Source organism: candidate division WOR-3 bacterium (genome assembly GCA_039802205.1).
GTDB lineage: Bacteria > Hydrothermota > Tepidihabitantia > SM23-42 > JAOAFX01 > JAOAFX01.
Window position 1 is genome coordinate 15,157 of sequence record JBDRWD010000030.1, and the last position, 14,743, is coordinate 29,899.

10 protein-coding genes are annotated in these 14,743 nt (G+C 42.2%); 6 read left to right on the forward strand and 4 right to left on the reverse strand.

Annotated elements, in window-relative coordinates; genetic code table 11:
* Positions 1-173: 173 nt before the first annotated feature.
* Complete coding sequence (locus ABIL39_07365) at positions 174-497, forward strand: hypothetical protein (protein ID MEO0165937.1); 324 nt, start codon at positions 174-176, stop codon at positions 495-497.
* Between the two features lie 91 nt (positions 498-588).
* On the opposite strand, the gene ABIL39_07370 is transcribed toward ABIL39_07365, so the two are convergent.
* The 4 genes from ABIL39_07370 to ABIL39_07385 are packed head-to-tail and all read right to left on the reverse strand — an operon-like array spanning position 589 to position 7,234.
* The gene (locus tag ABIL39_07370; GenBank protein MEO0165938.1) at positions 589-4,431 is read right to left on the reverse strand and encodes a C25 family cysteine peptidase; all 3,843 of its coding nucleotides are present in this window, start codon (positions 4,429-4,431) and stop codon (positions 589-591) included.
* A 6-nt stretch (positions 4,432-4,437) separates the two neighbouring features.
* On the reverse strand, positions 4,438-4,605 hold the full coding sequence (locus ABIL39_07375; GenBank protein MEO0165939.1) for a Trm112 family protein: 168 nt from the start codon (positions 4,603-4,605) through the stop codon (positions 4,438-4,440).
* Positions 4,584-6,068, reverse strand: coding sequence for a glycosyltransferase (locus ABIL39_07380; GenBank protein MEO0165940.1), 1,485 nt, complete (start codon positions 6,066-6,068; stop codon positions 4,584-4,586). The genes ABIL39_07375 and ABIL39_07380 overlap by 22 nt, the downstream gene beginning before the upstream one ends.
* Positions 6,065-7,234 (reverse strand): hypothetical protein, encoded by a 1,170-nt coding sequence (locus ABIL39_07385; GenBank protein MEO0165941.1) that lies wholly within the window; start codon positions 7,232-7,234, stop codon positions 6,065-6,067. The genes ABIL39_07380 and ABIL39_07385 overlap by 4 nt, the downstream gene beginning before the upstream one ends.
* Positions 7,235-7,398: 164 nt before the next feature.
* Between ABIL39_07385 and ABIL39_07390 the strand changes: the two genes are divergently transcribed.
* The 5 genes from ABIL39_07390 to ABIL39_07410 all read left to right on the forward strand — a co-directional run bounded on the left by ABIL39_07390 (position 7,399) and on the right by ABIL39_07410 (position 14,607).
* Positions 7,399-8,106 carry a hypothetical protein gene (locus ABIL39_07390; protein MEO0165942.1) on the forward strand — a complete coding sequence of 236 codons (708 nt, stop codon included), beginning with the start codon at positions 7,399-7,401 and terminating at the stop codon, positions 8,104-8,106.
* A gap of 70 nt (positions 8,107-8,176) precedes the next feature.
* Positions 8,177-10,924, forward strand: coding sequence for a FlgD immunoglobulin-like domain containing protein (locus ABIL39_07395; GenBank protein ID MEO0165943.1), 2,748 nt, complete (start codon positions 8,177-8,179; stop codon positions 10,922-10,924).
* Between the two features lie 87 nt (positions 10,925-11,011).
* Positions 11,012-12,424 (forward strand): C1 family peptidase, encoded by a 1,413-nt coding sequence (locus ABIL39_07400; protein MEO0165944.1) that lies wholly within the window; start codon positions 11,012-11,014, stop codon positions 12,422-12,424.
* 10 nt (positions 12,425-12,434) lie between these two features.
* Positions 12,435-13,679 (forward strand): MFS transporter, encoded by a 1,245-nt coding sequence (locus tag ABIL39_07405; GenBank protein MEO0165945.1) that lies wholly within the window; start codon positions 12,435-12,437, stop codon positions 13,677-13,679.
* 1 nt (position 13,680) lies between these two features.
* Positions 13,681-14,607, forward strand: a complete 927-nt coding sequence (locus tag ABIL39_07410) for a diacylglycerol kinase family protein (GenBank protein MEO0165946.1) — start codon at positions 13,681-13,683, stop codon at positions 14,605-14,607.
* The last annotated feature ends 136 nt before the right edge of the window (positions 14,608-14,743 follow it).

Genomic DNA, 14,743 nt, shown 5'->3' on the forward strand with positions numbered 1-14,743 from the left:
GGATAATTTTTTTTAAATCCCAGGGTATTTCGCACCCTGAAGGGTGCGGCTACCGCTAATAATCCAGCACATGAAAATAATTTGACAAAAAGTGGAGATGACTCAGATTTTTTTAATATTGACTTCCTGTCAGTTTTAGATATCATTAATGATAAATTAAATAAGGAGGTAAAATGGAGAAAAGATTCACGGCACTCCGGGTCATCTCGGTGATCTTTAAAGTCCTCGCCTGGATTGTAGCGGTCTTTACCATCATTGGGTTTATTGCGATGCTTATCGGTGGTGCAGCATTGGGTGGCATGATGAGCAGAGGTTATGGCGGTTATGGAGGCTTGGGTGGCTTAGGTACGTTGAGTGGCATCGGCATGGCTTTTGTAGTATTGATTTACGGTGCCTTTTTATTTGTCAGCCTGCTTGCAGCTGCAGATATGATTTTAGTGATTCTGGCAATAGAAGAAAATACCCGAGCTTTGAAACCTCCCCAAACGGGCGGATAAATTATAAATTAAAAAGGGCAGGTCTTCCTGCCCTTTTTTATAAAGTAGCCAGATGTAGCAACATTAAAGAGCAACTCTCTTATGCCTGTATCTAACGGGCGATGATGAATTTTTCTATTTTCTTGTCTGAACCTGAATTTCCTTCGGCTGTGATACAGATCAGATAGACACCATTGCTCAGCTTATCGCCCGCTTCATCCCGGCAGTTCCAAAATCTCTGATTGTAGCCCGCGGAGCTCGGGATCGTTGGCAAAACTTTGACCAGCCGACCCGAAACCGTATAGACTTTTATCGTCACTCGGGCACTCTGGGTGAGCAGAAAGGTTATCCAGATCCCATCGTCATTCTTTACCGGATTGGGATAAATTAAAACATTCGCGATGGAAACCCGTTCGTAAATATTAGCATTAAGAGTAATCTTTTTAATTGTCTGATTAAAACAATTATCACTGACATATACTGTGATAGAGTCGGTAGAATTTTCAAGGGTAATCTCAGTTTTAAATTCGCCCTCAGCATCTGAATTTTTGTTATAGATAAAACTATTTCTCAAATCAATCCGATTGGTAATATTATCCTTGCCCACATAAAGGAAAAAGCCCCGCGCATCTTCTTTGGAATTCAATAGATTGATACCGCTTTCGTCTATGACCCGACCGGTAAGGATAAATGTTTTATCCACCCAGTCTCCATCCTTTAATGGTCTTGCTCCCTCATAAAATGAAACCTCTGGACCCTCCTGATCTGTAGTAGGAACGGCACTCCCATAGACCCGGATTGAATCACATGTGGCACTGGCGCGGTCTTTGTAGCCACTCAATTTAATCATCGGTTGATGGAGTGTAGGAATAATCGGCACGGTGAATTTTGCAGTATCAGTCGACCAGTAGCCTTGGTAGATTTCCTTCCCCTCTATTTTATAACTATAAATTACCGTATCAGGAAGGTTATCTCCAATCCGGACGGTGCGCCGGATATACCCACTTATTCTATTTACGGTTGTGGCATCAATCCACTTAATATGGGTCGTATCCTTAACATATGCCGTAAGATAATATGGCTTTTTGCTGGCAGTGATTTTTAATTTCTCTAAGGGACGAACGGAATCGGGGAGAAATTGAAAATTAAAATTCTCCTTCACTTTCCGGATGCGAGTCGCCGGGTCACCCAGCATTAAATGGATATGAACTCCACCCGCATTATGTTTGGCGATATAATAACATTCGCCCATGGTGAGATTGGTATCGGGATGGGTGAATAATCTAAACAATGTGGTACCCAACGAAAGATTAACATTGGTCCAGGATCCCGCGTGCGCCCCGATAGCGCCGATCGCACCCTGACGCATGCGCACAAATTCCTCAGCAAGACATTCGTGGTCTGAGTCATCAAATCGACCCACGGTGCAGGAAGCAAAGTAGAAAAAGAAAAATCTCCGCCCGTTCTTTATCTGGGGGATATTGGTCTCAAGGAAAAGTTTTTCATGGGCAAGTTGAAAGGTATTCCCATGACCAAAGAAGCAACCAATCAAAGCACCCTTATTAAGTTCTTTTATAAAATCCTCGGTCGCCATGGGTTTTGTGGTATTCGGACCATGGGGCGGAAAAGGTAGATAGCTCAAAGTGTAAATCTTAGCCCGATCGTAAAGTGAAGCAGGCACCACATTGTTCAAAACCTCACAGGCATCCGAATGTTCAGTACCCTCCCAATGATTAGCATATTCATCATCCGCAGCCAGAATAATTCTTTTGTTCCAAACACCATCGATATCACCATTCTCATAGGCAAATACCTTGTCGATATAATCGCGCACCTCCTGGTTGGTGCGCACCGTGATCCTACCCAGAATCATTGCCTCGGTGCCAAAGAAATTTACATATTCCCCTTCATAGATGCCATTATCCGGAATTCCCGGATTACCCGAAAGTAAAGTCCCCCATTCATACATCGGCACATAATTGGGTGGATTTTCCTTTCCTAAATTGTTTTTGTAATCGTAGGTTGCATCACCAACGATTAATACATACTTTGGAACAGTATTCCAATGATTATAGGCATGATAGAGAAAATGTTTTATTGCAAGCGGATCATACTTTCCATAGGAAAAGTTATCAAATATTTCATCAACCGTGACGACTTTGGTCGTATACTCCTGCCGGCGATAATTAACCAAGGGCATGATGGAATTGTAGAAATTTTTATGGGTGATGATCAGATATTCACAACCTTCATCCGGCATCCTTAACCGCCCAGGATTAGCGGGTAGGAGTGAAACGCGCTTTGCCGAACTCAAAAGTGTAAGATATAAAAGCTGGAAAGAATCGCACGCCACCGAAAAGGTTATCGTCTTACCTGATAAATTGTAGTTTTCAAATATCCGGGGTTGGCGCAAATCCGTGATATCAAGAACAAATGGTTTAGAGTGCACTCTACTACACTTTATTGTATAATTGCCGGGACTTTTGAAAAAAGCATGGAACGGTTCCGACATATCGGTCAGGCGTTGATATTCAAACTCGAAAGAATTTAGATATAAAGTAAGATTGATTGTATCCGGAAAAACCCTTTTTACCTTGAATTCAAAGGTTGAGGAATCACCGTAAACATTCCCTTCTCCAGTTAGAGCAATCGCCGGTAATTGCATCCGGTGTGGCAAAAGGATAGTATCACTGAAAAAGGTGAGACCGTTGAGAGCAAAAAGATACCAGAAGTACTGGGAACCAGGCGTCATGGAGTCAAAGATAAACATGGTGAGCCTTGTTGGTCCGCAGGCGAATCGATGTTTGATGGGCATACGTACCACCGTGCTCTCAGCACTCCCCAGTGAAAAATCCATCCAGTACCAGTTTATCCCGGAACGAGTTGGGTTATGAATATCCTCTTCCAAATGAAGAATTTCATTAACCGTTGTATCCGGATCAGAACCATTCCACTGGGCATTCACTTTCTCCATCCTTTTTCCATAACTTCCTCCAAATGTAAACCAATAGACATTATTGCGAGCATAACCATTCTCGTACCAATTTAAGAAGGTATCCGGGACAAAGTGGCTTGCTGGATAACCGTAGAATAAGAGATAATCGTTACGGTCGAAAGAACAATCCTCTTCACCTTCCACAAATACCGGAACTTCCATTAAGGAATCCGGAAATGCCTGGAGCACATTCCGGGGTAACAACTCAAATGGAGCGGTATAAATCTTCATCGTCCTGGGGTCAAATTGTCGGGGGTCAATACCTGCTTTTTTTATCGTCTCATAATCTATCTTATACAGCCCTTCTTGCCCTACTTCTATCTTAAACCAGAAACCCGAGGTGAAAGGATTTTTTGGTGTCTGCAGGTTCCTTTCTCGGCGCCAGTTTTTGCACTGGTCATAATTAACGAGCATCCGTCGGTATATCTCCTCAAAAGAGCTATCCACTATCGGCATGCTCTTAGGCTTACCTTTGAACAATACTTTTATTTTCAAACTCCGCACAATCAATAACTCTCTGCGCACCGGATTGTAACGGACCGGGTGAATCTTAATATTAACCGTCCTTAAATCACGGAGATAACCAGGGGGTGAGACTTCAATAATTTTCTCAGGATATAGTTGGTCTATTTGATATAAATCACTCTGTAAAGATACATCTTCCTTGAACGGAGGCTCATGGAGAGCCAGAAAAATAACAGGTTTTATGTCCACATTATAAAGGACTTCCGATTGTTCTTCAATTATTTTGACCTCCACTTCACCGTTCTGGGGTATACCAACGAAGAGATTTAAAGAAGGAACATCAGGCTCACCCGGCCGGGCAAAAGATGTGGCACCGGAAAAATACAGTTTATTCAGCTCAATCTCTCTTCCCCCAAAATGAATCTCCACCCCCATATCCCCAATTTCATTAACCCTTAAGGCGGCGATTAAGAAGTAAGCAAAAACAACTGCCATTGGAGTCTACTCAATCTTTCGTGCCTCGTCAATGAGCATTATTGGAATATCATCTTTTATTGGATAAGCAAGCCGACATGTCAGACATAGAAGTTCTTGCCTCTGTTGATCATATGTTAAATCCCCTTTACACTTTGGACAGCATAAAATTTCTAAGAGCTCTCTCTTGAGCATAATGCCTCCTGAGGTTTGAATATTGTGATTTTATCTCTTAGGGAATTAAAGCCAAGATTTAAAAAACCAAAACCATAGGCACCCAGGAACGGAAGCAAAATAAGTTGCTGGTTAACCAGGGCATAAAAGAAGGTAAATGTCATGTATAGTCCAAATAGAATTTCTAAAAAAGGCATGAAGAAATTGCCATCGGTTAAATATTTTCTACTCTTCAACCCCCCGCTTTTAGGTGTGCGGGTAAAGACGATATTTTTATTGAGCCAGGCTTCAATGATTGCTTTGGTATTGGATATTGCCAATCCCATGGTGTAAGCGATTACGCCCCCGATATAAATAATTCTCCTTTGGTAATCCCGATAACTAAATTTTTGCGAGAAGAAATAAAGGAGGGGATAACCCAATGCACCAACGGTGAAAAATGAGGCGAAAGTATAATAAGACCTGGCAACGATCCCTTCAACTTTTAAGTAGATTATAGGGAAAGAGAAAAACCCTAAAAGGAACATTGCCAGGAAATTGATATGACAGGTGAGATGAACAAATGCCTCATATTTGACAAGAGGTTTCAAATCGCTTCTCAGCACTTCACGCAATAATTTAAGTCCAACCTGAAAGGTCCCTTTTGCCCAGCGATTTTGCTGAAGACGGAAACTATCCACATCCGCCGGTAATTCTCCGGGTACGATTACATCACCCCGATATTTAATACGCCAGCCCCGCAATTGCACACGATAGGAAAGATCAAGGTCTTCAGCCAGGGTATCTCCGGACCAGCCCCCCGCATCAATTATCGCCGATTTGCGCCATATTCCACAGGTGCCATTAAAATTGATTAAAAATCCCGCCTGATTTCTCAATTCCTGCTCGTTAATGAAGTGGTTATCAAGCCCAATCGCCTGACTCCTGGTGAGCAATGATTCTTCAGCATTAAGATGCCCCCAGCGTGCCTGCACCACTGCGACTGCAGGGTCTTGAAATTCGGGCAAAAGTTTTTTCAAAAAATCGCGCGGTGGTACAAAGTCGGCATCAAATATGGCGATAAATTCACCACGTGCCTGATTTAATCCATGCTGAAGCGCCCCTGCCTTGTATCCCGCGCGAGTTCCGCGCCGGATATGTTTGATATCAAAACCTGACTTTAATGGTTCTTCAATCAGTTCTTCAATAATTGCCGTCGTCTCGTCCGTTGAATCATCAAGAATTTGAACCTCCAGCTTCTCTTTGGGATAATCCACCATTAAAACACTATTTATCAAACGACGCACAACAAATTTTTCATTAAAAATCGGGAGTTGAATCGTTACCTCCGGATATTCTTTAAGGGTCAAATTACAATTTTTCTCGTCTTTTCTTCGATTTCGCCGGTATTTAATATGAAGGAAGAGAAGAACATAGGAATGGATGGAATAGAAAAACAATACTAACAGGACGAGGGTATAAATAAAAAGTATCAAACCAGTCAATCAGACCCCTCGGTTAATGCAATTACCTCAAGAGGGAAAAGAGGACAAAGAAGCATTGCCCGGTATTTTGAGATCTCAAGGTATGGCATATCAAGATATACAGCTATTCTATCCAAATTTCTCGGACTGTCAAGGGTTGCAATTCCAATAACCACACTATCAACTTCAATTGCAATCGCCTTAACAGGTTGAAGCTTTTTCTTAAATTTTATCATCAAATAAGGACGAGAAATACGGTCAAATCTCAATTCCACGGATTCTATCATATTCTGCCCGCATATCAATTGCTTCATATAAACCAACTCGCTAACCTTTTTATTTAAATACCCGAGATGTGTTGCCTCCAGCGGATTTTCCGCTATCTCATAAATCAATGTATTACCGGGAGCAAGAAATTCCTGGAGTTCATGGGTCTGATATCCGCTTGGAACACGAAGAATCACCTTCTCATCATCCCTTAAGACCCTGCCATCAATTGTCAATAACTTTAAACGATGCTTTATCTTTCTCAGTGCCATCGCTAAGTCAATTGTGCTATCAATGAGGATTTGATAACTTCGAAAATCACTCTGAGGAGGGTGAATACTTTTTTTATGATTATAGTTAAAAATCCTTATCCTCCAGTAAACCGAAGAATCAGGCAAGCCTACCCAGATCAACTCCGGTAAATAAGAATTTTTTCCAACCTCAATATATCCCACCATCTCCCGCCAGCGGTCGGGTGCGAGAAATGGCAGTGTGGCATTGAAACGAAACCCGTAATTCTTATCAGCCCCCAGAAACTCAAATTGTTCAAATTCGATGATCCTCCTTATCTGTTCATAGAGATTCGACTCTTCACCCCTTGTTGAGACCTGCCATTTGTTCTCTTTTTTTGACCATTCCCGATCTCCAATCCCGATATATTCATAATCACAAACCGTATCTCCATAGTCCCATTGACCCCGGAGTTGTTCGCCCCATTGCAACACACAATCACCACGGGCATTAATCCGGACCCTATGTGTTTTAAGTTCGTATTCATAGCTGAACGAGCGCTGGTATAAAAGGTTTCTAACCCAACCTTTCACCTCGCGGATAGGATCTGGATGATACACTACCCGAGGTGTGCAGCCAATCGCGATTAAAATCAAGAACAAGAAGGATTTTGTTTTTGATATCAGCATAAAAAATTATACCCACAAATTGAGAAATATCAAGCACCTGTACTAAAGACGACAAATTTATAAATTCCAATTTCTTCTCGTGTAGAAAATGTAGCGATTTACCACTTTAACCATTGACAGAAGAAAAAAATTTTTTATAATCCCTAATAGGAAGGAGTTACACCGTGAAATTATTTTATATCAAAACAGCAATCTCGGGGATATTGATGATGGTGAGTATTATGGCGATCGATTGTAAAAATCCTGATGAGTATAAACCGAAAGGTGATTCCCTCATCCCTCCCCCTCCACCCCCACAGTTACTAACCCCTCCGGACAGTTTTGTCCATATGCCCTTTGCGGGTGGATCGCGATTGTACATATCATGGGAGCCACTTGCCGATGCTGAAAGTTATGAAATAAAATTCATACCGGAGAAACATCAGGAATGGACAATCTCCCTTGATACAAATTTCCTGATTCAATCCTGGGCAGATACTTCCCTTTTTGACCGGTATCAGTGGCAGGTAAGGGCTTACTCGACAAAATGGGAATATTATACTGCCTGGTCCTCACCTCACCATTTTGAAGTAAGTTCACGCTTTGCTCCACCCACACCAATCTTTCCTCCCAGGGATACGGTTTTGTATTTTGATTCATTACCTACTATTATTACCTTTCAATGGTCGGAAGTAAGCGGCGCTCAATACTATTATTTAAGGCTCTATGAAGACACCACCTTTCTCTTTGAGATTCGAGTAACCGCCAATGCTGAAGCAGTCGAAATTGGAAAAGCAGGAGGCTATTTTTGGCAGGTGCTAGCAGGAAGTAAACACTGGGAATATGACACCGGTTGGTCTCCCCTGGTGCGATTCCTTGTGAGCGTAAAATAGAAAATAGCTTAATATTATTTAGATTGACATTAAACTCACTCTGAGATATAATTATTCAATGGGAGGTAATATGCAAAAATCGATCTTTTTTCTTTTTGTTTTTGCTCTTGGTTTTAGCGGGACCTTAAAAGAAGATGGCATTGCCGGGATTGATATAGAAGTAAAAGGAAAGGAGATGCGATATCTAACTCCAACAAGTCCTGGCAGTCCATCGTCTTTTCGGACAACCGTCTATGACCGTTCCCGGGCACAAGTCCTCTGGGTTGATAGGAATCACCAATATGCCATTGCCGAACATGTGGCTTTATCCGGCAACGGTATGTGTGCCCAGGTGGGCTGGTGGTTGAATAATAAAAGAACCAGCCATTATCGCACACTGGGCAGCGAAATTCCTATCTGGAATTATCCCTTACCTTTGACCGAATGGTATCTACCGGTGGGCATTTCTTTGACGGGCGATGATATTGCGGCAGGGGCTACTGGTGAACCCTTCTATAGTTTTTCCAGTACCATCAATGCACCTAAATGGTTTTTTAACCTCCCCGCTGGTTTCAAAATCGCCACCTGTTCTCAAGGTCCGAGTGTGGCGGTAAGTGATAATGGTGCAGTATACGCGGTGCTGGCGAGATCTACCGATGTCGGTAAACTTTTTATTTTCAATCAGCAAGGCGATACTATTCGGACTATCACTTTCTCACAAAATAATGGCATATATGGACTTGACATTTCCAATGACGGCACAGTCCTGTGTGTCTCCACTTATTATGCGACTTATATCTACAACCTTGATGGCACCCGTCGTGATTCCCTTTATAATTATAGTCAGACTACTGCCAAAATATCCGGAGATGGTAAATATCTCGTGAAAGGACATTTTAATGGCCGGGTATATCTTTACCGTTGGACAGGAGTAAATTATACACTTAAATGGGAACACTATACTGGCCATCCCTGGGTCACTGCTGTAGCGATATCCGATAATGGAGCAACAATTATGGCAGGGACTTTCCAGTATAGCCCTACTTATGCCGGTAAAGTGTTGATGTATGATTCCTCATCAGCAACACCCTTGTGGGAATATACCCAATACGGTGATTTCGTGGATGAATGTGCACTCTCGGCTGATGGAACAAGGGGTGCCGCTGTATCCTGGGGGCAGTATCAAGGCACCTTTGGTGATGTGCTTACTGTCTTTAATAAATCTTCTTCAACTCCACTATTCCAATTGCTCGATGATATCGATGAACCGGGTTCGCTCACAAGTGTTGACATTTCCAAAGACGGTTCTTTCGTAATTGCCGGCGGAAAGGCGGTTCATGCCCGGGAATTCGGCAATGGAGGTGAGGTCTACGCAATAAGAATCATTGAACCCTGGACTTCAGATGTTGGTGTCAAAAGCATTGATGTCCCAGGGAATTTTCTCCAAACTGGACAATCAATCGCTCCCCAGGCAATCGTGAAAAACTATGGAACTTCTGCTTCCAGTTTTAATACATTATGTTTTATCTACGATTCTCTTGGCACCTTACTCTACCAGAGTACGATGCCCGTCAATAACCTTCCGGGCGGGGCGGAACAAACATTGACCTTTTCCCCAAACTGGACAGTTCCTGCTTACGGCAAATATTCGACCATGGTAATCACCACCTTAACCGGCGACCAATATCCCGCGAATGACACCCTTAAAAAAGGCAGCATCTGCTATCATGACGGAGCAGTTACCCGCATCGAATTCCCCTTCAGCGAATTGACCCTCAATTATACCCGGCCGCCCCGAGTAACGATTGCGAACCAAGGTAGTTATGCCGAGAATATTCCTGTGGTATGTAATATTTATGATTCAGGCAATAATTTAGTCTATACCGGAACCGGACAAGCATATCTAAATCCTCTACAATCCAGCACGATCTGGTTGAACCCAGCGTGGACACCCAACATCACGCAAACTTATACCGCCCATTTTTATACCACCGTCAATGACGATTATAATCGGGCTAACGATACCTTGCGCCAGTCCATAAGTGTCACCACCGAGATTCTCTACGATGATGGTAATTTGGATATTTACGGGTATGTTTCCAGCAATTATTATGATAATAAGTTTGCCCAGCGAATGATACCATGTTTGACTCCACCGTTTGTGATCACCGGAGCACGCTTCTATGCCAGCACTTCCGCACCCATGCTGATCTCGATTCATGCTGATTCCGCCGGACTCCCGGGGCTCAACCCGAGTTATTATATTGCTCCACCTGAAACGATTTTTCCGGCTGGAACCGGCTGGGCAGTAAAAACATATTCTCCACCCATCATCGTCACCAGTTCCAATCCCTTCTGGCTGGTTCTACATTGGTTCGCTAATTCACCTACTTCGCCCTATGTCGGTATGGATAATACTATACCCCGGGACAGTGTAGCATTCTGGTACTGGACCGAACCCTCCAATTACGGTTGGCATCCCTGGTATACCTATGATTTCATGATGCGGGTAGCAACTGATTATCTCCCGGGAGTTGCCCAAGATAATATCAACCTTGAAAAGCGACTTATTTTCTATCCTCCTCTACCCAATCCTTTCACCGGTTGTGTGAAAATTTCGATTAGTGTGCCTGAGGAAAAAGAAATCGCTTTGAACATCTACGATGTAACTGGACGTTTGATAAAAAATTTAGTAACCGGGAAATTAAAACCGGGGAAATATACCTTTATGTGGGATGGACGCGATACCCAGAATCGGAAACTCGGTGCCGGAATATATTTCGTAAAAGCTGATGGAGAGAAAGAAAACTACACTGAGAAAATCATCCTTGTTCAATAAGTCCAAAAAACTTCCTGCCCCCTTTGAAAAGTTACTTATTTCTCGCTCGCTTTTCAAAGGGGGCGGTTCTTAAAAAAAGGAGGAATCATGAGAATCTTTAATATTTCCACTATATCCATCTTCTTGTCGCTTACGATTGCCAACTCTGTTTATGGGCAATATCTAAAGGAAACAGGCATTACTTCTAATTTATTGAAAGAATTGAAATATTCATTACAACTGACCACTCCGGACACTGCCCTGATGAATGCCCTCACCAACAATGAGCTCCATGCCCTGACCTTAAGCAGGGAATTTATAAAAAAACACAATAACCTCTTCTCGCATAAGATAAAAACCAAAGGTATCACCGACCAACAAAATTCCGGGCGTTGCTGGATATTTGCCGGTTTAAATCTTTTAAGACCGCTGGTTATAAAGAAATATCACTTAAAAAATTTTGAGTTCTCTCAGTCTTATCTTGCTTTCTATGATAAACTGGAAAAAGCAAATTTTATTTTGGAATTTATTATCCAGACCAGAGACCGGGATTTATTGGACCGTGAATTGTCTGAAATCCTTGATGAGGGAGTCCAGGATGGCGGCTACTGGCAGTGGTTTGTGGCATTGGTGGAAAAATATGGATTGGTTCCCAAAGATATCTATCCAGAAACCCATCCCACCAGCAATACCTGGTTAATGAATAGAATAATAAATGAGCAAGTTTTGGCTGGAAGTAAAGCACTCCGAACGTTGACACAAAAAGGGGTAGACGAAACTGAGTTGCGGGCTTTAAAATTAAAAATTCTAAAGCAAGTTTACAAAACCCTCGTCATGCATTTCACCGCTCCGCCCGAACATTTTATCTGGCGCTACGAAGATGAGGACGGAAAGATTATTGAAACACGTACCTATACACCTCTTGAATTTTACCGGGAATTTGTTGGTATAAATTTAAAAGATTATGTTTCTTTAATTCATTATCCGGGTAGGGAGTTCAATCGCCTTTATGAATTCGATAATTGCCGGAACCTGTATGATTCACCCAACCCCCAAAGTGTAAATGTTGAAATTACTCAGTTGAAAGAATTCGTCAAGAAATCAATCCTGAACGATGAACCAGTATGGTTCGCCTGTGATGTTGGTAAGGGAAGCGACCGCAAGACAGGCATCCTTAGTTCTGCATTATATAATTATGATGCTATATTCCAACCGGAACTAAAAATGGATAAAGAAACAAGGATTTTTTATCGCTATAGTAACGCCAATCATGCGATGATCATCTTGGGAGTTGATATTAAAAATAACCAACCAGTGAAATACCTCGTGGAAAACAGCCATGGAAGCGATGAAGGGGAACAGGGTTTTTACACGATGTACGATGACTGGTTCACCGATTATGTTTATGAAGTAATCATTAACAAAAAGTATCTAACGGATGAGATTAAAAAAATCTTCGCGCAGGAACCAATTCATTTACCCCTTTGGGACCCTATGGCCCAGTTGTTGAAGGTTGAATAAACTTCCACTGATGAAAATTTCCTATCTCCTGCCCCGCGGTTTTCCTTCGGATATCTGGACGCTTTTCGCTACTAGCATCATCAGTGCGGTGGGCTTTTCTGTCACCATGCCCTATATGAGCCTGTATCTGAACAATGTCCTTCATATCCCAATGAGTCTTGTCGGAGGGATCTTAATGACTGCTCAAATACTCGGAGCATTTGTTGGACTTTATGGAGGAGAAATAAGCGATAGGTTTGGTCGAAAATTCATCATGGTTCGTTCTCTGGCTGCTCGGTTTTTGCTCTTCACACTCATCGGAATAATCATTGGGAAGTGGCATAATGGCTATGTGATCTTTGTTTTTCTCCTTCTCAATTCCATATTATTCTCTTTCTATATCCCTGCCTCACAAGCCTATGTGGCAGATTTAACCCGAGAAAATCAAAGACTCAAAGCTTACGGGTTATTGCGCATGGGTGGGAATTTGGGCTGGGCATTAGGACCAGCACTTGGTGGGCTTCTCGCCACAATTGACTATGCCTATCTGTTCTTTGTAACCGCCTTCTGTATGCTCATTGCCACATTGGTTTTACAAATTTTTTGTAAAGAATCCGGGGATTTCCGAAAAAGAAATGACGAGAGCACACTCCCTAATCATACCAACAATAAGAAAATTGCCGTTGATTTAAGAGAAATATTTTCGGTGCTCAAGGACCGTAAGTTTCTCAGCTTTACCATGATTTCCTTAGCGATTTTTATTGTCTGGGGACAACTCGTCTCTCCTTTATCAATCTATTCGGTCAATAGAATCGGAATAACGAAAAGCCAGTTGGGAATTTTATTTTCCATTAACGGCTTTATGGTGGTGATATTTCAATACTTCATCACCCATCTCATACCCGAAAAAAAAGAACTTCAAGCGTTGTGGGTGGGTTCTTTGATTTACGGGATAGGTTATCTTACTTTAGGTTTTGCCCAAAACTTCTCGTTTCTTATTTTCACCATGGTGATCATAACCATTGCCGAAATGGTTATCACCCCTTCGAGTCAGAGTTATGCTTCAAGGATTGCCCGAAGTGAAAATCGGGGGCGGTATCTGGCATTCTACAACCTATCCCAGACCTTTGGCTGGGCATTGGGCCCCCTCCTGGGTGGTATTCTTCTCGATATATTCCCAGGTCGTTCCATTTACATCTGGGTAATCATTTTCTTGATTGCCATTCTTGCGGCGATTGGTTTTATGCTTTTTAAAAACATTAACGAACAGGATTGAAATGTGGCGCACTGTCCAGGTAATCGTTAATGCCCGCGCTGGTGCCAATTGTGGACAAAGGATACTGAAAAATATCCAGATGGCTCTGACAAAATCCGGTTTAAAACCATTCATCACCTTGACCCGGTATCGTGGTCATGCCCAACATCTTGCCAGGGAAGCTGTGAAGAACAATTTTGATCTAATCATCAGTGTCGGAGGAGATGGCACAATAAACGAAATCATTAATGGGATGATGGAGTGGAACGATAAGCTTGCAAATTTACCGGTTCTTGGTATTATCTCCGCCGGCACCGGTTCAGACCTGTGCCGGACTTTGCACATCCCCTTTGATTGTAATCATGCGTTACAAATAATCTTAAAAGGCAATGTGCAACCCGTGGATATTGGGAGGGCCATTTTCAAAGATGACGCCCGTGTTTGGTATCGTCATTTCATCAATGTTCTTGATGTCGGTTTGGGGGGAAATGTAGTGCGCATTGCCAACCATATCCCTAAGAATTTAGGTGGATTTGCCACCTTCTTAATCGCCAGCCTTTTGGTACTTGCCATCCACCGACCGTCTCCCCTTCAAATTTATATTGATGGATTATTTAAAGATGAAGGAATGGTTAATATCATCGGTGCAGCAAATGGTAAATATTTCGGGGGTGGTATGAAAATTGCGCCGATGGCTTGTCTCAATGATGGTTATCTGGAAATCCTTTATGTCAAAAATACCAATATCTTTCAATTCATCACTAAAGTTCTTTTACCTGTCTATCAGGCAAGACATCTATTATACAAAAAGCTTTATCATTACCGCGCGCAAAAATTAAAAATAGTTGCTGAAAAGAAATTTCTGGTGGATATTGATGGAGAAGAGGAAAAAGCCCAAGAAGTAGAAATCATTCTCATCCCGCAAAAAATAAAAATCATAATTCCCTGAATACAGGTGCTGAGTACTCCTCACTTTTAATCTTCGGTTGGGCATAACTTTTTGAAACAAAAAAGCCACGGGTATTTGGATAAATCCAGCTTATCCAATAATTCTAAACCCAATCGGAAACTGCTTAACAATTTCT